This window comes from Microbacterium sp. X-17, assembly GCF_039615055.1.
In genome coordinates this window covers 292,697-312,018 of sequence record NZ_JBDHNI010000003.1, presented here as the reverse complement: position 1 = coordinate 312,018, position 19,322 = coordinate 292,697, and the positions used below count along the sequence as shown (strand labels likewise).

Below are 19,322 nucleotides of genomic sequence, written 5' to 3'. Positions count from 1 at the left end.
GCCGTAGGTGATAAGCTGAGAGCCCGTGGTGGATTATTCAGACGCGGCTCAGACCAACAGCAAAAACGGCACTACCAAGCACATCTTCGTGACCGGTGGTGTCGTTTCTTCGTTGGGGAAGGGCCTCACGGCCGCCTCCCTCGGAAACCTCCTGACAGCGCGCGGACTCCGCGTCGTCATGCAGAAGCTCGACCCCTACCTCAACGTGGACCCGGGGACGATGAACCCGTTCCAGCACGGCGAGGTCTTCGTCACGGACGACGGGGCGGAGACCGACCTCGACATCGGCCACTACGAGCGCTTCCTCGACATCAACCTCTCCCAGTCGGCGAACGTCACCACCGGCCAGATCTACTCGAACGTGATCGCCAAGGAGCGCCGCGGCGAGTACCTGGGCGACACCGTCCAGGTCATCCCGCACATCACCGACGAGATCAAGCGCCGGATGCGCCTCCAGGCCCAGCCCGGACCGGACGGCGAGCCCGCGCCGGACGTCATCATCACCGAGATCGGCGGGACCGTCGGCGACATCGAGTCGCAGCCGTTCATCGAGTCCGCCCGCCAGGTGCGCCACGAGCTCGGCCGCAAGAACTGCTTCTTCGTGCACGTCTCGCTCGTGCCGTTCATGAACGCTTCCGGCGAGCAGAAGACCAAGCCCACCCAGCACTCCGTCGCCGCGCTGCGCTCCATCGGCATCCAGCCGGACGCGCTCGTGCTGCGCAGCGACCGGCCGGTGTCCGAGTCGAACAAGCGCAAGATCGCGCTGATGTGCGACGTGGACGAGCAGGCCGTGGTCAACGCCGTCGACGTCCCGAGCATCTACGACATCCCGACCATGCTGCACGAGCAGGGCCTTGACGCCTACATCATCGACCAGCTCGGCCTCGACAAGGCCAACGAGGTCGACTGGAACGGCTGGGCGCGCCTCCTGGAGGCCGTGCACGACCCCAAGCACGAGGTCACGATCGGCCTGGTCGGCAAGTACATCGACCTCCCGGACGCCTACCTGTCGGTCACCGAGGCGCTGCGCGCGGGCGGCTTCGCCCACCGCACCAAGGTCAAGCTCAAGTGGATCCCGTCCGACGAGTGCCAGACGCCGGAGGGCGCCGCCGCGCAGCTCGGCGACGTGGACGCCATCTGCGTGCCGGGCGGCTTCGGCGTGCGCGGCATCGAGGGCAAGGTGGGCGCGCTGCGGTTCGCCCGCGAGAACGGCATCCCGGCGCTCGGCCTGTGCCTGGGCCTGCAGTGCATGGTCATCGAGTACGCGCGGCACGAGGCGGGCCTCGCCGGCGCGTCGTCGTCGGAGTTCGACCCGGAGACCGAGTTCCCGGTGATCGCCACGATGGCCGAGCAGGTCGAGATCATCGCCGGCGGCGACCTGGGCGGCACCATGCGCCTCGGCCTGTACCCGGCGCTCCTCGCCGAGGGCTCCCTCGCGGCCGACCTGTACGGCGCCCCGGAGGCCAGCGAGCGCCACCGCCACCGCTACGAGGTCAACAACAACTACCGCGAGCAGATCGCCGACGCCGGCCTCTGGTTCTCCGGCACCTCGCCGGACGGCCACCTGGTCGAGTACGTGGAGCTGCCGCGCGACGTGCACCCGTTCTACATCGGCACCCAGGCCCACCCGGAGCTGCGGTCGCGCCCCAACCACGCCCACCCGCTGTTCGCCGGGCTCGTCGGCGCCGCGCTCGACCGGCAGAAGGCCAGCCTCCTGTTCGAGGTCGGCGGCGAAGACGAGGTCGGCGCAGGGGTCGGTGCGGTCGAAGTCGGCGCGGACGCCTGATGGGGGACGGCGGCGCGTTCCGCGACGAGCCGTTCCGTCCGGAGATCGTCTCGTCGGAGGTCACCTTCGACGGGAAGATCTGGGACGTGCGGCGCGACACCTTCCGCTACAACGGCGAGGAGATCACGCGCGAGTACGTCGACCACACGGGCGCCGTCGCTGTGCTCGCGCTGGACGACCAGGACCGTGTGTTGCTGATCAAGCAGTACCGGCATCCCGTGCGGTACCGCGACTGGGAGGTCCCGGCCGGGCTCCTCGACATCCTCGGTGAGGACCCGCTGATCGCGGCGCAGCGCGAGCTGGCGGAGGAGGCCGACCTGCAGGCCGAGCGCTGGAACGTGCTGACGGACGTCTTCACGAGCCCCGGCGGCAACGACGAGGCCATCCGGGTGTACCTGGCGCGCGGGGTGCGGGCCACCGCCGAGGCGTTCGAGCGCGAGGCGGAGGAGGCCGACATCGAGGTGGCGTGGGTGCCGCTGGAGGACGCGGTCGACGCGGTCCTGGAGCGGCGCGTCCACAACGCGGTGCTGATCATCGCGGTGCTCGCCGCGCGGGTCGCCCGCGAGAAGGGCTGGGCGAGCCTCGGCGCCGCCGACGCGCCCTGGCCGAGCCACCCCAAGCTGGCCGCGGCCGAGGCCGAGACCGCCGGGCAGAGCGCCGCGGGATGACCGTCGCGGCGGACGCGGACGCCTTCCTGAGGCACGTCGCCATCGAGCGCGGCCTCTCGGCGAACACCGTCGCTGCGTACCGGCGCGACCTCACGGTCTACACGGTCTGGCTGGAGGGCGAGGGCGTCGCCGACGTCCGCGAGGTCCAGCCGGTGACCGTCTCGAGCTACCTGGCCCACCTGGGCTCGCGAGCAGAGTCGCCACTGACCGCGACCTCCCTCGCCCGGATGCTGTCGACCGTGCGCGGCTTCCACCGGTTTCTGCTGGAGGAGGGCCGCGTGGAGGTGGACGCCGCCCGCGACATCCGTCCGCCCAAGCAGCCGAGCACCCTCCCGAAGGCGATCACCGTCGACCAGGTCGCCGCCCTGCTCGCGGCGACCGACGGCGACGAGCTGGACCACCTCCGCGACAAGGCGCTGCTGGAGCTGATGTACGCGACCGGCGCGCGGGTCAGCGAGGCGGTCGGCCTCAACGTGGACGACGTGATCGACACCGACGTGGTGCGCCTCACCGGCAAGGGCGCCAAGCAGCGGATCGTGCCGCTCGGCAGCTTCGCGCAGACCGCGGTCGCCGCCTACCTGGTGCGGGCGCGCCCGGTGCTGTCGGCGCGGGGGAGGGCGACGCCGGCGCTGTTCCTCGGGATGCGCGGCGCGCGGCTGTCACGGCAGAACGTCTGGCTGATCATCCGGGCCGCCGCCGAGCGCGCCCAGCTCGGCGTCGAGGTCTCGCCGCACACCCTCCGGCACTCGTTCGCCACCCACCTGCTGGCGGGCGGCGCGGACGTGCGCGTGGTGCAGGAGCTGCTCGGCCACTCGTCGGTGGCGACGACGCAGATCTACACGCTCGTGACGGCGGACGCGCTGCGGGATGTGTACGTGACGGCTCACCCGCGGGCGCGGTGACGCCCTCGCGGCGCGCGGCGGAGCATCCAGACCAGCACGGCGCCGTCCTCACCCGTGACCCGTCGCGGAGCGAACCCGAGTTTTTCGAGGACGCGGAACGACGGCGCGTTCCAGCGCTGGACCGTCGCCCACAGCGCGGGGAAGCCGGCCTCGAACGCGGCGTCGGCGACCGCGGCCGCCGCCTCGGTCGCGTACCCACTGCCCACGTGGCCGCGCAGCAGCTCGTAGGCGAGCTCGGGCTGGGCGGCGCTGGCGCGGCCGACGATGAGCCCGCAGTAGCCGATCGGCTCGCCCGACCCGGCCAGCTCGACGGCGTAGAGACCGAAGCCGGCGTCGTCCGCGGCCCGGCGCTGCGCGTCGAGCCTCGCGCGCTCCTGGTCGAGCGGCAGCGGTTCGCGTTCCGGGGTCTCCGCGATCAGCCGCAGGTTCCACTCGGCGTCGCGGCCGTCGCGCAGCCGGAGGCGCAGGCGCTCGGTGGAGAGCTCGGCTGGCATCGTCGGCATCCGCACAGCGTACGCCCTGCGGACCCGCCGCGGTCACGGCCCGCGGAGAGGGGTGGGCGCGGATAGGATGGAACCCGTGAACAGGCCGTGAACGGCCGTCGATCGAAAGGGACGAGGATCAGCCAGGTGACGCGCAACGACGAGGTCAGGACGGAGCTTCCCGGCATGGACACCCCATCCCTCGCCGCGCCGCTCGGACCCACCGGGCGACCGCTGCGCGCATTCCCCGCACCCGCCGAACTCTCCCAGCACGGGCCCGCCAAGATCGTGGCGCTGTGCAACCAGAAGGGCGGGGTCGGCAAGACCACGACCTCCATCAACCTGGGCGCGTCGCTGGCCGAGTACGGCCGCCGGGTTCTCGCGATCGACTTCGACCCGCAGGGCGCGCTCTCCGCCGGCCTCGGCGCGCAGACCCACGACGTCACGACCATCTACGACCTGCTGCTGAACCGCAACGCGGACGTGCGGGAGGCCATCCAGACCACCGGCGTGCCCGGGCTCGACATCATCCCGGCGAACATCGACCTCTCGGCCGCCGAGGTGCACCTGGTCAACGAGGTGGCGCGCGAGCAGATCCTCGCCGGCGTGCTGCGCAAGGTGTCGGCCGACTACGACGTGATCCTGATCGACTGCCAGCCGTCGCTCGGCATCCTCACCGTCAACGCGCTGACCGCGAGCCACGGCGTGCTCATCCCGCTGGAGTGCGAGTACTTCGCGCTGCGCGGCGTCGCCCTGCTCATCGAGACCATCGACAAGGTGCGCGAGCGGCTGAACCCGGCGATCGAGCTCGACGGCATCCTCGCGACCATGTACGACTCCCGCACGCTGCACTCGCGCGAGGTGCTGGAGCGCGTGGTCGACGCGTTCGGCGACCGCGTGCTCGAGACGGTGATCTCGCGCACGGTGAAGTTCCCGGACGCCTCGGTCGCGGCGACGCCGATCACGCAGTTCGCGCCCGAGCACCAGGCGGCGGAGGCCTACCGCCAGCTCGCGAGGGAACTGATCTTCCGTGGCGCCGTCGCCTGAGGACTCCGCGAGTGCAGTGACGCCGAAGGGCACGTCGTTGTCACTTCCGGGCGCCGAAAGCGACAACAACGTGCCCCTCGGCGACTCGGAGAGCGGGTTTCGGGTTGCTGTGGGGGCGTTCGAGGGGCCGTTCGACCTCCTGCTGTCGCTGATCTCCAAGCACGAGCTGGACATCACCGAGATCTCGCTGAGCCGCGTCACGGACGAGTTCATCGCCTATCTGCGCCGCCTCGACGCGGACGAGAGCCTGGACGAGGCGAGCGAGTTCCTGCTCGTCGCGGCCACGCTGCTGGACCTCAAGATCGCCGGGCTGCTGCCGCAGGGCGAGCTGGTCGACGCGGAGGACGTCGCGCTGCTGGAGGCGCGCGACCTCCTGTTCGCGCGGCTGCTGCAGTACCGCGCGTTCAAGGAGGCGTCGACGTGGTTCGCCGCCCACCTCGACGCCGAGAGCTCGCGGCACGCGCGCACGGTGCGGCTGGAGGACAAGTACCGCCAGCGCACGCCCGAGCTGGTCTGGACACTGACCGCGGATGACTTCGCGGCCCTCGCCACGCTGGCGATGACGCCGCGCGAGATCCCCGTCGTCGGCCTCGACCACCTGCACGCGCCGCTGGTCAGCATCCGCGAGCAGGCCGCCGTGGTGGTCGGGATGCTGCGGGCGGGCGAACCGCTGTCGTTCCGGCAGCTCGTCGCCGGGGCGGAGCAGAAGGGTGTCGTGATCGCGCGGTTTCTGGCCGTGCTGGAGCTCTACCGGCACGCGGCGATCGCGTTCGAGCAGGTCGAGCCGCTGGGCGAACTGACACTGCGCTGGACAGCGGAGCACTGGTCGGAGGAGAACCTGTCGAACTTGGGAGCGGACTATGACGGTTGACGGAACCGAGCTGGAGACGGAGCCGGCCGGCGTCGAGGACGCGCAGATCGAGCGCGCGCTGGAGGCCATCCTCATGGTCGCCGACGAACCGATGAGCCTGGTGACGCTCGCCACTGCGGTGGGCGCCCCCGTCAAGCGCGTGCGCGCGGCGGTCGACGCGCTGGTGGCCGACTTCGACGGCGAGACCGGACCCGACGGCACACCCGGCGTGCGCCGCGGTTTCGAGCTGCGGGAGGTCGGCGGCGGCTGGCGCGTGTACGTGCGGCCGGAGTTCGACGCCGTCGTGTCCGGCTACGTCCTCCAGCAGAACCCCACCCGGCTGTCGCAGGCGGCGCTGGAGACGCTCGCGGTGATCGCCTACAAGCAGCCCATCAGCCGCGGCGCCATCGCGTCCATCCGCGCCGTCAACGTGGACTCGGTGGTGCGTACCCTCGCCGGCCGCGGGCTCATCACTGAGCTCTTCACCGACAGCGAGACCGGCGCGATCAACTACGGCACCACCGATCTGCTGCTCACCCAGCTCGGCATCAACTCCATCGAGGAACTGCCGAAGATCTCGCCGCTGCTGGCCGACGGCGCGGAAGGGTTCGACGATGTCCGCTGAGGCCGCGCAGGGCGAGCGCCTGCAGAAGGTCATGGCCGCAGCCGGAGTGGCCTCCCGCCGGGTGTCGGAGGACATGATCGTCGCCGGCCGGGTCACCGTGAACGGCCAGGTGGTCACCGAGCTGGGTCGCCGCGTCGACCCGGCGACGGACCGCGTCGCGGTCGACGGCACGGCGGTGCAGCTCGACACGTCGCGGCGCTACGTGATGCTCAACAAGCCGGTCGGCGTGGTGAGCTCGATGCGCGACGAGCAGGGCCGGCCCGACCTGTCGCGGTTCACGGCGGACTACCCGGAGCGGCTGTTCAACGTCGGCCGGCTGGACGCCGAGACCTCCGGTCTCCTCATCCTCACCAACGACGGGGAGCTCGCGCACGTGCTCGCGCATCCCAGTTTCGGCGTGACCAAGACGTACATCGCGCGCGTGCGCGGCACGGTCACACCCCAGACGATCGCGCGCCTGACCAAGGGCGTCGAGCTGGAGGACGGCCCGATCGCCGCCGACAAGGCGCGCCTGCTGCAGTCGCGCTCGGGCGGCGGTGACAGCCTCGTGGAGATCACCCTGCACTCGGGCCGCAACCGTATCGTCCGCCGGATGATGGCGGAGGTCGGCCACCCGGTGATCGAGCTCGTGCGCCGCCAGTTCGGGCCGCTGCACCTCGGCACGCTGAAGGTCGGCGCGATGCGCGACCTGACGAAGGAGGAGCTGGGCGCGCTACTCACGATTTCGCGGCAATAGCTTCGGCAGGAGACACCGCCCGAATCTCCTTCCCATGCGCGTTCGGAAGGAGTTCTTCGGGCGAGTCAGCGCGAATCTCCTGCGGCCGTGGACGCGTCGGCGGCCCGGCTAAGGTTGGTTCGTGACTGATTCCGCCTCCCGCCTCGCCGGACCCGTCCGCGTGGTCGGCGCGGGACTGCTCGGCGCGTCCGTCGGCCTCGGCCTGCGCACCCGCGGCGTGGACGTCCTCCTCGCCGACGCCTCTCCCGCCCACCTGCGCCTCGCCGCCGACTACGGCGCGGGCCGCCCGGACGACGGGACGGCGGAGCCCGCCCTGATCGTGGTGGCCGTGCCGCCCGACCTTGTCTCGCGCGTCGTCGCCGAGGAGCTCGCCGCCCATCCCGGGGCGGTCGTCACCGACGTCGCCAGCGTGAAAGGCCAGCCGCTCGCCGAGCTGGCAGCGACCGGCATCGACCTCTCCCGCTACGTGGGGTCGCATCCCCTCGCCGGGCGCGAGCGCGGCGGCCCCAGCGCCGCCCGCGCCGACCTGTTCATCGGCCGCCCGTGGGTGGTCGCCGCCCGGCCCGAGAACGCACGCGCCTCGGTCAACCTCGTGGAGGCGCTCATCCTCGACCTCGGCGCGACGCCGGTAGAGATGGCGGCGGCCGACCACGACGCCGCCGTCGCGCTCGTCTCGCACACGCCGCAGATCGTCTCCTCGCTGATGGCGAAGCGGCTCGCGGCCTCCACCGACGCCGCGCTCGGCCTCGCCGGCCAGGGCGTGCGCGACGTGACGCGCATCGCCGGCAGCGAGCCGGAGCTATGGGTGCAGATCCTCGGCGCCAACGCGCCCGCGATCGTGTCGATCCTGCGCGACTACCGCGACGACCTCGACCGCGTGCTGGCGGCGCTGGAGGACGTGGACGCCACCGGCTCCCGCCGCACCATCGCGGAGGAGATCGCCGGAGGCAACCTCGGCGTCTCCCGGCTGCCCGGCAAGCACGGCCAGGACAAGCGGTTCTCCAGCCTGGTCGTCATGGTGGACGACCGGCCAGGCGAGCTCGCGCGCCTCCTCGCCGAGCTGGGCGAGCTCGACGTGAACCTGGAGGACCTGCGCCTGGAGCACTCGCCGGGCGCCGCCTTCGGCCTGGCGGAGATCGCCGTGCTTCCCGAGGTGTGGCAGCGCACCGTGACCGACCTGACCGACCGCGGCTGGAGGATCGCCGGATGACCGACACCAACCCCATCGTCGTCGCCGTCGACGGCCCGGCCGGCAGCGGCAAGTCGTCCGTCTCCAAGGCGACCGCCCGCAAGCTCGGCTGGTCGTACCTCGACACCGGAGCCGCGTACCGCGCGCTGAGCTGGTTCGTCGTGCAGCGCCGGATCGACCTCACCGACTCCGCGGCGGTGATCGACGCCCTCCCGGACTTCGACTACCGCATCGGCACGGACCCCGACACCTACCATGTGTTCGTCGGCGACCACGACGTCACGGAGGCCATCCGCGAGCCGGAGGTCACGGCCGCGGTCAGCGCGATCGCGCGCGTCCAGGAGGTGCGGGACTTCCTCACCGCCCTGTTCCGCTCGCTCATCTCCCGCGCCGAGAAGCGCGGCATCGTGGTGGAGGGACGCGACATCACCACGGTCGTCTGCCCGGACGCCCAGGTGCGGATCCTGCTGACCGCCGACGAAGAGGTTAGAATTGCCAGGCGTTCCGCTGAGCTGGCCGATCATTCCGCCTCTCACGTCGGCGAGGCCCTCCGCCGCCGCGACGCAGCCGACTCCCGCGTGGTGGACTTCATGAACGCCGCAGACGGTGTGACCACCGTCGACTCCACCGACCTCGACTTCGACCAGACCGTCGACGCGGTCATCGCGGTCGTACAGAAAGAGACCCATGACTGACATCGACAACGAGCCCACGGGCGCCGACGACCTCGTCGAGCGCCTCGCCGGCCTGGACGAGACCCTCGCGGTGCAGCGCGCCGCCGCCCTCCGCACCGGGCTGGAGGAGTACGAGCTCGACGACACCGACCTCGACCTCCTCGGCGCCGTCACCGAGGACCCGGACGCGATCACCTACCTGCCCGCGCTGCCGGTGCTGGCCATCGTCGGCCGCCCGAACGTCGGCAAGTCGGCGCTCGTCAACCGCATCCTCGGCCGCCGTGAGGCCGTCGTGGAGGACACCCCCGGCGTGACGCGCGACCGCGTCTCGTACCAGGCGGAGTGGAACGGCCGCCGGTTCACGATCGTGGACACCGGCGGCTGGGAGCCCGACGCCCGCGGCATCGACGCCTCGGTGGCCGCGCAGGCGGAGGTCGCGATCGACCTCGCCGACGCCGTGCTCTTCGTCGTGGACGCGACCGTGGGCGCGACCGCCACGGACGAGCACGTGGTCCGGCTACTCCGCAAGACCAGGAAGCCGGTGTTCCTCGGCGCGAACAAGGTGGACGACGCCCGCCAGGAGCCCTATGCGACCGAGCTGTGGTCGCTCGGCCTGGGCGAGCCGTGGCCGGTCTCGGCCCTGCACGGCCGCGGCGTCGCGGACCTGCTGGACGAGATCCTGAAGGCGCTGCCCGAGGTCTCCAAGGTCGCCAAGCGCGAGGTCGGCGGCCCGCGCCGCGTCGCGATCGTCGGCCGCCCGAACGTCGGCAAGTCCTCCCTGCTCAACAAGGCGGCGGGGGAGGAGCGCGTCGTCGTCAACGAGCTCGCCGGCACCACCCGCGACCCCGTGGACGAGCAGGTCGAGCTGGGCGGCAAGGTGTGGCGCTTCGTGGACACCGCCGGCATCCGGCGCCGCGTGCACCTGCAGCAGGGCGCCGACTTCTACGCGTCGCTGCGCACCTCCACCGCGCTGGAGAAGGCGGAGGTCGCCGTCGTCGTGCTCGACGTGTCCGAGCCGATCAGCGAGCAGGACGTCCGCATCATCGACCTCGTGCTGGAGTCCGGCCGCGCGCTCGTGCTGGCCTTCAACAAGTGGGACCTGCTGGACGACGACCGCCGCCGCTACCTGGAGCGGGAGATCGAGCAGGACCTCGCACACGTCTCGTGGGCGCCGCGCGTGAACATCTCCGCCCGCACCGGCCGCCACCTGGAGAAGCTGGTGCCGGCCCTGGAGCTGGCGCTGGAGTCGTGGGACACCCGCATCCCGACCGGCAAGTTCAACGCCTTCCTGGCCGAGCTCACCGCTGCGCACCCGCACCCGGTCCGCGGCGGGAAGCAGCCGCGCATCCTGTTCGGCACGCAGGCGACCAGCCGCCCGCCGACATTCGTGGCGTTCACCACCGGCTTCCTCGACCCGGGCTACCGCCGCTACATCATCCGCCGCCTCCGCGAGGTCTACGGCTTCGAGGGCAGCCCCATCGTCCTCAACATGCGCGTCCGCGAGAAGCGCAAGAGGTAGCCTTCGGGCGCGTGCCTCGCTTGGGGGTCTTTGTACCCCGGTCTGTCCTCACTAGTGTGGACAACTGAGAGAGCTACCCGACTGCGCTACCCGAAGGCGCAGGCTCTCCTATCAAGGACGCATACCCGAAAATGAGTTCTACAAGTTCATACACGCACGCCCGAAAACGGCAATGGGGCGCCGAGCGCCGCACCGAACCACTGCCCACGGTCCACCCGAAGCCCTCGGACCGGAAAGTCACCTGGAGTCGCGTCGCCATCGTGGCGACGATCATCTTCTGGGCGATCTACGTCGTCACCACGATCATCCGCCAGTTCCTCGTGCTGGGCACGCAGGACTTCCGCTTCACGATGGAGGCGATCGGCTACACGGTCGTCGTCACCTTCCTCACCTTCTCCGCGCTGATGTATTTGGTCGCCCGGCAGGGTGCGCTGCAGCGCTTCCAGAAGCACGTGCGCGTTCCCCGCGCCGAGCTCGACCGGCACTTCGCCCAGCACCAGCCCTCCATCACGGTGCTCGTGCCCTCCTACGCGGAGGAGCCGGAGGTCGTGCGGATGACGCTGCTCTCGGCCGCGCTGCAGGAGTTCCCCTCCATGCGCGTCGTGCTGCTGGTGGACGACAACCCGAACCCCACCGACCCGGCCGTGGCCGAGCGGCTGCACGCTACCCGCGCCCTCGCCGACAGCATCACGGGCCAGCTCGCGGAGCCGCGCTTCCGCTTCTCTGACGCGCTGCTGCGCTTCGAGCTGAGCGACGAGCGCGCCTTCGCCGACGACGAGGCCGCCCTTGAACTGGCCGGTCACTACCGCTGGGCCGCCGAGTGGCTTTACGCCCAGGCCGACGCGCACGGGATCGACGACCACGTCGACGTCTTCTTCGCCGACCAGGTGCTCCGCGCGCTCGGCGACGAGCTGGCGCTGACGGCGGAGGCCGTGACGGCCGCCGTGAGCGAGGGCGCCGCGCTCACCACCGAGCGCGTGGCCCAGCTCTACCGCCGCCTGGCGTGGACCTTCGACGCCGAGCTGATGATCTTCGAGCGCAAGAAGTGGGCGTCCCTCTCCCACGAGGCCAACAAGGCGATGAACCTCAACGCCTACATCGGCCTGATGGGCGGCACGTACCGCGTCGAGGAGACGCCGGACGGCCCGATCCTGAACCCGGTGCCCGCGGGCTCCCGCCGGCCCGGCGACATCGAGATCCCGGACAGCGACTTCCTGCTCACCCTGGACGCCGACTCCATCCTGCTGCGCGAGTACTGCCTGCGGCTGACGTACTTCCTGCAGCAGCCGGACAACGCCCGCGTCGCCGTGACGCAGACCCCGTACTCGTCGTTCCGCGGCGCCGGCACCCGCATCGAGCGCCTCGCCGGGGCGACGACCGACATCCAGCACATCCTCCACCAGGGCAAGAGCTTCTACGGCGCGACGTTCTGGGTGGGCGCGAACGCGGTGATCCGCAAGCGCGCGCTGGAGGACATCGTCGAGACCGAGTGGGTCGGCGGCTTCGAGGTGCGCCGGTACATCCAGGACCGCACCGTCATCGAGGACACCGAGTCGAGCATCGACCTCGGCACCCACGGGTGGACGCTCGTGAACTACCCGGAGCGGCTCAGCTACTCGGCCACCCCGCCGGACTTCGGCTCGCTGATCGTGCAGCGCCGCCGCTGGGCGAACGGCGGCCTCCTCATCCTACCGAAGCTGTGGAAACAGGTCAGGGAGCGCAAGCGCCGCGGCGAGAGCGTCTCGCGCATCGAGCTGCTGCTGCGGGTCAACTACATGGCCTCCATCTGCTGGGCGAGCTTCGGCCTGGTGTTCCTGCTGGCGTACCCGTACGACGGCCGGCTGCTCAGCCCGATGGTGCTGCTGGCCGCGCTGCCGTACTTCATCAGCCAGGCCAGCGACCTCCGCTACGCCGGCTACAAGGCCACGGACATCTTCCGGATCTACGGCTTCAACCTGATCCTGCTGCCGGTGAACCTGGCGGGCGTGCTCAAGTCGATCCAGCAGTCGCTGACCGGCAAGAAGATCCCGTTCGCCCGCACCCCGAAGGTGAAGAACCGCACCGCGTCGCCGCTGCTGTACGTCATCGCGCCGCTGGCGATCATCGCGTTCTCGCTGTTCACGCTGTGGCGGGACTGGAACGCGCACAACTGGGGCAACGCCGCGTTCGCCGCCTTCAACGCCTCGCTGGCGATCTGGGCGCTCGTCGCCTACATCGGCATCGGCAACACGATCGTGGACATCTGGCTCGGCCTGACCAAGCCGCTGTACGTCGAGAAGAAGCGCAAGCGCTCCGCCCCGGCGACCGCGCCCGCGCCCGAGTCGATCGACTGGCGGTCGGTGCTCTACCACGGCCATGCCGGCGGCGACGTGCCGCACGTGGAGCGCACGGCGGTGCGGGATGACGCGCCGCTCGACGCCCCGTCGGTTGACGGCGAACGGCAGGCCGCCTGATGTCGCGCAAAGAAAGGAAGGCCGCCGCGGAGGCCTCCGCGACCGACCGGCTGCAGGCTCCCGAGTCCGACTCCGGCCGCCGCCTCTCGCCTCTGCGCGTGATCGGCGCCGCCCTCGTCGCGGTGGTCGTGGTCTCGGCCGGCGTGGTCGGCTTCCAGTGGTGGAGCGCGCGGGCGTCGGTGGACGTGAAGCCGTGGTTCGCCTCCTTCGTGGACGTGACAGCAACCCCGAAGTACGCGTTCGAGAACCTGGGCGCGACCTCCACCAAGGACGCCGTGCTCTCGTTCATCGTGTCCGACCTGACGAACCCGTGCACGCCCTCCTGGGGCGGCGCATACACGATGGCGGAGGCGCGCGGCTCGCTCGACCTGGACCGCCGGATCGCCCGCCTGCAGCAGCAGGGCGGCACCGTCGCGGTGTCGTTCGGCGGCCAGCGGAACGAGGAGCTCGCGGTCGGCTGCACCGACCCGACGGCCCTGAAGGAGGCGTACGCGTCGGTCGTCGACCGCTACAAGGTGGGCACCGTCGACCTCGACCTGGAGGGCGACGGCCTCGTCAACACGGAGGCCGCCGGACGCCGGGCCACCGCCATCCACGACCTCCAGCAGGAGCGCCGCGCCGCCGGCAAGAGCCTCGCCGTCTGGCTGACCCTCCCGGTGTCGCCGACCGGGCTGACGGTGGACGGCACCAACGCGGTGTCCGCGATGCTGAAGGCCAAGGTGGACCTGTCCGGCGTCAACCTGATGACCATGGACTTCGGCACCGCGAAGGAGGCGGGGAAGTCGATGGCCGCGACCTCCGAGGCCGCGCTGACCGCCGCCCAGCGCCAGCTCGGCGTCCTCTACGACCGGGCCGGCACGCACCAGTCCGACCCGAGCCTGTGGTCGAAGATCGGCGCGACCCCGATGATCGGCCAGAACGACGACCAGGGCCAGGTCTTCGGCCTCGCCGACGCCCGGACGCTGAACGCGTGGGCGGTCTCCACGGGCATCGGCCGGATGTCGATGTGGTCGGCGAACCGCGACAAGACCTGCGGCTCCAACTACGTCGACACGAGTGTGGTGTCGGACGCGTGCAGCGGGGTGAACCAGGGCAAGCAGACCTTCGCCGGCCTCCTCTCGAAGGGCTTCGACGGCCGCATCGCGCTGGGGGAGGGCGCGGTCACCACGGCCGAGCCGACCTCCGCCGCCGCGACCGACGATCCGGCCCACTCGCCGTACCCGATCTGGTCCGGCAGCAACTCGTACCTGAAGGGCACGAAGGTCACCTGGCACCACAACGTGTACCAGGCGAAGTGGTGGACTAAGGGCGACATCCCGGACAACCCGGTGCTGAACGCGTGGGAGACCCCGTGGGACCTGGTCGGACCGGTGCTGCCCGGCGAGTCGCCGATCCCGCAGCCGACCCTCCCGCCCGGCACCTACCCGAACTGGAGCGGCGAGACGGCCTACGACAAGGGCGCCCGGATCCTGTTCGACGGCGTGCCGTTCGAGGCGAAGTGGTGGACGAAGGGCGACAGCCCGGAGGCCGCCAGCGCGAACCCCGACTCGTCCCCCTGGGCCCCGCTCACCCAGGACGAGATCGACACGATCCTGGGCGGTGGTACCACCCAGAAGTGACTCGACGGCGGGATGCTGCCGCTGCGCGCATCCCGCCGCCGACCCCCCTGGACGCACCGCTGCGGGGCGGGAGGTCCGGGCGTCGCGTCGCGCCTCCCTCGTCGGGAGGAAGGCCGCGCGGCGCTGTGTCGGCGGGGCCTGTGGCTTTCGGGTTGGTCACGACCGGCCCCGCCGACACGCTAAGATAGACGAGTTGTCCTGCTTGGCGCTCTCACGGCCTGGGCGGGACAGCAACGGGCTGTGGCGCAGCTTGGTAGCGCACTTGACTGGGGGTCAAGGGGTCGCAGGTTCAAATCCTGTCAGCCCGACGTTCTGAAAAAGCCGGAGGGGCACGTGGTCGCAAAGCGACCAGTGCCCCTCCGGCTTTTTCAGAACTCGCACTGACTAATGGGGTCCCCGCCCGCGAGGGGCCCCGGGCGCCGACGAACGCGCAGCGTGAGACGGCGTTTGGGGTAGCGGGTGGGGCGCAGCCTGGCGACGGGCGTGGAGAACGCGTGGACAAACCTTGCGCTCATAGGTGCCCCCTGTGAGACGTCCTCTCTAGGTACGGATCTCTTCAGGGGTCCAGCTCGGCCAGTCCGCCTTGCCGACAAGAGCGCCGTGATCGAAGACGGCAACGGTGCGGAACGCCGGCATTGCGACGCTGTTGTCGTAGAACACCGCCCTGGTTGCACAGTGTCGCGACTCGGCGATGAGTGCACAGAGGCGGTGATAGCGTTCCCGAATCTTCGTCTCAGGCACGGTATGGCCGCCGTGGTTGACGCGGTAGCTGACGCGGCCGACGGCTACGTCCTCGGGAACGAGGAGAACGTGCAGGGTCACCAAGTAGCCATAGTCGACGGCCTGCTGGACGAGATCCGCCTTGCTGGGGTGGCTGAACACCGTCTCGGTAATGAACGAGCGCAGCTCCCGCATTGAATCGGCCCTCTCACGCGCGGCAATCTGAGAAGCTTGGTATGCGTGGGCTTCCTCTTCGCCGGGCCACAGGCTGGCTGCGATGCGATCGGCATTGATGAACGGCAGGTGGGTTGCTGGGATGAGGATGCGGTCCACGAACGTGGTCTTGCCTGCACCGTTCGGACCGGCAAGCAGGTGTAGGAGCGGCGTGCTCATGCCGAGTCGGGACGTGGGGTGCGCACAACGGACGTGCCGTCGGCGGTCGCCTCAGTCCACGGATCACCTTCCGCGCGCAACTCCGCAGCAAGGTCGAGCGCGGCCAGGTTCGCGGCGATCCGCTCTTCCCAGTCCGCTCGAACGACTGCCTGTGACTCTTCAGAGAGCGCGTCATAGGAGCCCTGCCCGGAGAGCACCAGTTGAACGGCCTGGTTAGTCACCCTCGGAGAGGCCTCGAGTTCGCGACCGATGCGTGCCCAGTGGTCGATCTGTTGGGCCGCGCTGCGGCTCTGCGTCCGAGCGGCCATCTGTGCCGCTTGGAACAATTCGCCGTCAACACGGGTAGGCATCGATCCCATACAACAACTGTAGCAGCTTGCTACAAGGCCATGAAGGGGAAAGTGTTCGCGCACGTCGGTCTCTGCGCGGGCGTGGCGGTGCAGCGAGTGGTTAGGAGACTGCGGCCTGGAGTTCATGGCTTGCATGGCTAATGGTCCCCACCAACCCGCCGCACAACCTCCACAACCCGCTCCCACGCCGCCTCCGTCGGCTCGCTGAGCGCATACGACGTCGCCCACATCCCGCTCGCATCGTCGAGGATCGCCTCCGAACTCACCCCGAGCGTGGAGTAGCGCACCCTGTCGACCTGCCCGCTCCGGAAGAACACCACAACCTTCCCGCCCCGCGCGTACCCGGGCTGGCCGTAGTACAGCTTGGGGGAGAGCCCCGGCGCGACCTCTGCGACGATCGCATGCAACCGCTGTGCGAGTTCACGGTCACCGTCCGGCATCTCGGCGATCTTCGCCAGTACGTCCGCCGCGTCGGCCGCAGCCTTGTCGGCGGCTTTCGCGCGCTTGGCCTCCGCCCTCAGCTCCGCGGCGCGGGCCTTGATCGCGGTCCGCTCCACGACCGAGAGTCCGCCGGGCTCGTTCGTGTCGGTCATGTCGGCGCTCCTCGGTTTCCACTCGTGTCGTTCGGAGTGGCGCCCACGCTACCGGAGGGTCGACCGAAGCGGGCGACCCGTCGGCGCGGCGCGACGGCACTCGGAGTCGACAAGCGGGTGCGGGCGTACAGTCTCCCCGTGACCAACGACGACACCCCCATCGCCTACACCGCCCTCCCGAAGGGCACCCGCGTCCTCACCGCCGACGGCGCCGAGATCGGCACGGTCGAGTATGTCCTCCAGGACAGCACCATCGACCTGTTCGACGGGATCGCGGTGAAGACGTCCGCAGGGCTTCGCTTCGTCGATGCGGACCTCGTCGGCCGTATCACGACGGGCGCCGTGCAGACCAGCCTCACCAGCGATGACGCGGCCGCGCTGCCGAAGCCTCAGGGCACCGAGGTCCTCGACGCCGATCCTGAGGAGTTCGAGGGCAACGGGCTCAGCGCGTGGTGGGGCCGGATGTTCATGCGCGAGCAGTGGATGCGGCGCAAGGAGTGAGTCGGAAAGCGGCGCCGGCGGCGAACTGCCTTGGGGGAGGGCGGCCGCCGACGTCGCTGATGAATCTTCACCTACGGGGTCTAAGACGCGGCTAAGAATCCCGCAGAACGGTGCGCCGTCGCAAAAGTGACCATTGCTCAAACGCAACGTGAGGCCTACCGTGTGCGTCGCCGGTCGGACGACCGGTTTGACTTCCCGAACGAAGGAGATCAGGGATGAGCGAGCGCGCGCCACAAGCGGAGACGCCCAACACATCAGCGGGAGCAGCAGCACGGGCTGGCGGAGGAGCTGCGGCGGTGCCGTCGCGGGTCAACACCGCGTTCTGGCTCTACATCGCCTGTGCGGCGGTCAGTCTCGTGATGATGATCGTCGCCATCGCAACAGCCGGGGCCGCGGTGTCGCAGGTGCAGCAGAGCGGGAAGCTCTCCGCCGGCGACACGAGCGCGGCGGTCGGGGTGCTGGTCACCACGAGTGTGGTCGTCGGCGTCCTCTACATCGTCGCGTACGTGCTGTTCGCCGTGTTCATGCGGCGCGGTGCGAACTGGGCGCGCATCGTCCTGCTGATCGTCACCGCTCTGTCCTTGACCGGGGCTCTCGGCCTCTTCGGCGTGGGTGCACTCCGCCTGGTCCTCGGCGTCGTCGCCACGATCCTGGTGTTCATCCCGCCGGCGAGCGAGTACTTCCGGTCGGGCCGCGCCGCCCGGCCATGACGCTCGCGGGGCCACGGCTGTGACCACAGTGGAGGACCCAGCCGCCGCCCGCTGGCACGCGGCCGACGAACTCGCGCAGGGAGTCGCGGACGACGGCCTCGGGCGCCGGCGTCGCCGCGTGCCGGCGTGGATCCTCGGACTCCTCGTCGCGTCGTGGCTGCTCGGGATCGTGCTCGCCTTCGCCCTCCCTCGCCCCGCCCATCACGCGTCCGGTGAGGGCGTGAGCGTCCGGGCGGTCGCGGGGCTGGCGTTGTCCGCGGTCGGTTTCCTGGTGGCGCTCGTGGGCTTCGTCTGGGGTGTGCGGACCCACCACTATGTGACTCGCTGGCGGGCCGTGACCAGCCCCCTGACGCGGCGCGAGCGCAAGGCGGTGATGAAGCAGCTCAGGGGCAAGCGGACCCTCGACCCGGAGCACGCGGACACGATCGTCGCCGCCGGCCGGCAGCTCCGTCGCGCGACCCTGGGGATCGCGCCGCTGTACGCAGGCCTCTCGCTCATGGTCCTCGGGTTCGCCATCGGGACGACGCTGCTGATCCCGCTCATCCTGTGCGTCGTCTCCCTCGTACTGTTCGCGGTCGCCGGAATCCAGCTGCTCGTCTACTACCGGCAGCTGGGTGCGTTCCTGGAGGCGCAGGGCGGCGGCGGCTGACCCTACTCCTGGAACACCCCCAGCATCCGCTCCCGGTTGTCGCCGAGCGCGCGCTCGCAGCCGGACACGCAGTGCACGTCCTGCGGGGCCGTGCGGAAGCCCACCTGGCCCGGGTTGCCGAGCATCTTCACGGTGCCGTCCATGCGCTTTCCGCAGACGGGGCAGTCCGCCGTCCGCAGTTCGATTCTGATCGCCATGCGCCCACGGTAGGCCCCCCATTCGCGGGACACGCGCGGCCACGCGGGGAGGCCACGAACGCCCAGGATCGGCGGCTTGCCGTAGACCGGGCGGTCTGCCACACTGGCGGCGCTCGGACGAGAGGAGTCATCATGCCGAATCCAGGACAGCCGACGGTGCAGGAGGGCGACACCGGCGACGCGGTCAGGCGGGCCCAGCGCGCGGTGCGGCGCACACCGAACCTCGGCGTCGTCGTCGACGGGATCTTCGGGCCTGCGACGAAGGCCGCGATCATCGACTTCCAGAGCGGTGCGGGGCTCGTGCCCGACGGGATCGTGGGGCCGCTCACGTGGGCCGCCCTCCCGGACGGCGGGCCGATGCCGGTGCTGAGCGAGGGCTCGACCGGGGCGGTCGTCTCCAGCCTCCAGACCGTCCTCACCAACGGGGCCGACCAGTGGGGAGGCGTCACGCCGGGCGGCGTCGATGGGATCTTCGGGCCGCACACCCGGGCGTCGGTGGAGGCCTTCCAGGGCTGGGGCGGCATCGCGGTCGACGGCGTGGTGGGGGATCAGACGTGGAGCGTGTCGCTGCACGCGGCCAGCGCGACGCTGGAGACGGCGGTCGGGTTGGAGTACGTGACCTCCTGAGAAGGAGGACACGACTGGATCTCCTTCCGAAC

Annotated in this window: 21 protein-coding genes and 1 tRNA gene; 17 read left to right on the top strand and 5 right to left on the bottom strand. The window is 70.5% G+C overall.

Annotated features, from left to right (window positions below; genetic code table 11):
- The first annotated feature begins 28 nt into the window (after positions 1 to 28).
- The 3 genes from ABCS02_RS15850 to xerD are packed head-to-tail and all read left to right on the top strand — an operon-like array spanning position 29 to position 3,356.
- Positions 29 to 1,786: a CTP synthase gene (locus tag ABCS02_RS15850; protein ID WP_345837324.1), complete on the top strand. Its 1,758-nt coding sequence runs from the start codon at positions 29 to 31 to the stop codon at positions 1,784 to 1,786.
- Complete coding sequence (locus ABCS02_RS15845) at positions 1,786 to 2,454, top strand: NUDIX hydrolase (RefSeq protein WP_345836632.1); 669 nt, start codon at positions 1,786 to 1,788, stop codon at positions 2,452 to 2,454. Before ABCS02_RS15850 ends, ABCS02_RS15845 begins: the two co-directional genes overlap by 1 nt.
- The gene (xerD, locus tag ABCS02_RS15840; RefSeq protein WP_345836631.1) at positions 2,451 to 3,356 is read left to right on the top strand and encodes a site-specific tyrosine recombinase XerD; all 906 of its coding nucleotides are present in this window, start codon (positions 2,451 to 2,453) and stop codon (positions 3,354 to 3,356) included. Before ABCS02_RS15845 ends, xerD begins: the two co-directional genes overlap by 4 nt.
- Here xerD and ABCS02_RS15835 read toward each other — a convergent pair.
- Positions 3,338 to 3,859: a GNAT family N-acetyltransferase gene (locus ABCS02_RS15835; RefSeq protein WP_345836630.1), complete on the bottom strand. Its 522-nt coding sequence runs from the start codon at positions 3,857 to 3,859 to the stop codon at positions 3,338 to 3,340. The genes xerD and ABCS02_RS15835 overlap by 19 nt on opposite strands.
- 126 nt (positions 3,860 to 3,985) lie before the next feature.
- Between ABCS02_RS15835 and ABCS02_RS15830 the strand changes: the two genes are divergently transcribed.
- From ABCS02_RS15830 to ABCS02_RS15785, 10 genes are all read left to right on the top strand, one after another.
- Positions 3,986 to 4,885, top strand: a complete 900-nt coding sequence (locus ABCS02_RS15830; protein WP_345836629.1) for a ParA family protein — start codon at positions 3,986 to 3,988, stop codon at positions 4,883 to 4,885.
- Between the two features lie 37 nt (positions 4,886 to 4,922).
- Complete coding sequence (locus ABCS02_RS15825; protein ID WP_345836628.1) at positions 4,923 to 5,756, top strand: ScpA family protein; 834 nt, start codon at positions 4,923 to 4,925, stop codon at positions 5,754 to 5,756.
- Positions 5,746 to 6,360, top strand: a complete 615-nt coding sequence (locus ABCS02_RS15820; RefSeq protein ID WP_345836627.1) for an SMC-Scp complex subunit ScpB — start codon at positions 5,746 to 5,748, stop codon at positions 6,358 to 6,360. The genes ABCS02_RS15825 and ABCS02_RS15820 overlap by 11 nt, the downstream gene beginning before the upstream one ends.
- On the top strand, positions 6,350 to 7,096 hold the full coding sequence (locus tag ABCS02_RS15815) for a pseudouridine synthase (RefSeq protein ID WP_345836626.1): 747 nt from the start codon (positions 6,350 to 6,352) through the stop codon (positions 7,094 to 7,096). The genes ABCS02_RS15820 and ABCS02_RS15815 overlap by 11 nt, the downstream gene beginning before the upstream one ends.
- A 121-nt stretch (positions 7,097 to 7,217) precedes the next feature.
- Positions 7,218 to 8,306 (top strand): prephenate dehydrogenase, encoded by a 1,089-nt coding sequence (locus ABCS02_RS15810; protein ID WP_345836625.1) that lies wholly within the window; start codon positions 7,218 to 7,220, stop codon positions 8,304 to 8,306.
- Positions 8,303 to 8,980, top strand: coding sequence for a (d)CMP kinase (gene cmk, locus ABCS02_RS15805; protein ID WP_345836624.1), 678 nt, complete (start codon positions 8,303 to 8,305; stop codon positions 8,978 to 8,980). Before ABCS02_RS15810 ends, cmk begins: the two co-directional genes overlap by 4 nt.
- Complete coding sequence (gene der / locus ABCS02_RS15800) at positions 8,973 to 10,478, top strand: ribosome biogenesis GTPase Der (RefSeq protein WP_345836623.1); 1,506 nt, start codon at positions 8,973 to 8,975, stop codon at positions 10,476 to 10,478. The genes cmk and der overlap by 8 nt, the downstream gene beginning before the upstream one ends.
- Before the next feature lie 131 nt (positions 10,479 to 10,609).
- Complete coding sequence (locus tag ABCS02_RS15795) at positions 10,610 to 12,931, top strand: glycosyltransferase family 2 protein (protein WP_345836622.1); 2,322 nt, start codon at positions 10,610 to 10,612, stop codon at positions 12,929 to 12,931.
- Positions 12,931 to 14,550 carry a chitinase gene (locus ABCS02_RS15790; RefSeq protein ID WP_345836621.1) on the top strand — a complete coding sequence of 540 codons (1,620 nt, stop codon included), beginning with the start codon at positions 12,931 to 12,933 and terminating at the stop codon, positions 14,548 to 14,550. Before ABCS02_RS15795 ends, ABCS02_RS15790 begins: the two co-directional genes overlap by 1 nt.
- A gap of 234 nt (positions 14,551 to 14,784) precedes the next feature.
- A tRNA-Pro gene (locus tag ABCS02_RS15785) sits at positions 14,785 to 14,858 on the top strand.
- 232 nt (positions 14,859 to 15,090) lie between these two features.
- Here the strand turns inward: ABCS02_RS15785 and ABCS02_RS15780 are convergent.
- The 3 genes from ABCS02_RS15780 to ABCS02_RS15770 all read right to left on the bottom strand — a co-directional run bounded on the left by ABCS02_RS15780 (position 15,091) and on the right by ABCS02_RS15770 (position 16,606).
- Entirely contained in the window at positions 15,091 to 15,663 is a 573-nt protein-coding gene (locus tag ABCS02_RS15780; RefSeq protein ID WP_345836620.1) for an AAA family ATPase, read from the bottom strand.
- Entirely contained in the window at positions 15,660 to 16,022 is a 363-nt protein-coding gene (locus ABCS02_RS15775) for a hypothetical protein (protein WP_345836619.1), read from the bottom strand. Before ABCS02_RS15775 ends, ABCS02_RS15780 begins: the two co-directional genes overlap by 4 nt.
- Before the next feature lie 128 nt (positions 16,023 to 16,150).
- The gene (locus ABCS02_RS15770) at positions 16,151 to 16,606 is read right to left on the bottom strand and encodes a DUF1801 domain-containing protein (protein ID WP_345836618.1); all 456 of its coding nucleotides are present in this window, start codon (positions 16,604 to 16,606) and stop codon (positions 16,151 to 16,153) included.
- Between the two features lie 138 nt (positions 16,607 to 16,744).
- On the opposite strand from ABCS02_RS15770, the gene ABCS02_RS15765 reads away from it, so the two are divergent.
- The 3 genes from ABCS02_RS15765 to ABCS02_RS15755 all read left to right on the top strand — a co-directional run bounded on the left by ABCS02_RS15765 (position 16,745) and on the right by ABCS02_RS15755 (position 18,466).
- Complete coding sequence (locus ABCS02_RS15765) at positions 16,745 to 17,107, top strand: hypothetical protein (RefSeq protein WP_345836617.1); 363 nt, start codon at positions 16,745 to 16,747, stop codon at positions 17,105 to 17,107.
- Positions 17,108 to 17,403: 296 nt separating this feature from the next.
- On the top strand, positions 17,404 to 17,817 hold the full coding sequence (locus ABCS02_RS15760; protein ID WP_345836616.1) for a hypothetical protein: 414 nt from the start codon (positions 17,404 to 17,406) through the stop codon (positions 17,815 to 17,817).
- A 19-nt stretch (positions 17,818 to 17,836) separates the two neighbouring features.
- Positions 17,837 to 18,466 (top strand): hypothetical protein, encoded by a 630-nt coding sequence (locus ABCS02_RS15755; protein ID WP_345836615.1) that lies wholly within the window; start codon positions 17,837 to 17,839, stop codon positions 18,464 to 18,466.
- A gap of 2 nt (positions 18,467 to 18,468) precedes the next feature.
- On the opposite strand, the gene ABCS02_RS15750 is transcribed toward ABCS02_RS15755, so the two are convergent.
- Entirely contained in the window at positions 18,469 to 18,663 is a 195-nt protein-coding gene (locus tag ABCS02_RS15750) for a hypothetical protein (RefSeq protein ID WP_345836614.1), read from the bottom strand.
- A 132-nt stretch (positions 18,664 to 18,795) separates the two neighbouring features.
- Here ABCS02_RS15750 and ABCS02_RS15745 point away from each other — a divergent pair, with 132 nt between their 5' ends.
- Positions 18,796 to 19,290 (top strand): peptidoglycan-binding protein, encoded by a 495-nt coding sequence (locus ABCS02_RS15745; RefSeq protein WP_345836613.1) that lies wholly within the window; start codon positions 18,796 to 18,798, stop codon positions 19,288 to 19,290.
- Positions 19,291 to 19,322 lie beyond the last annotated feature (32 nt).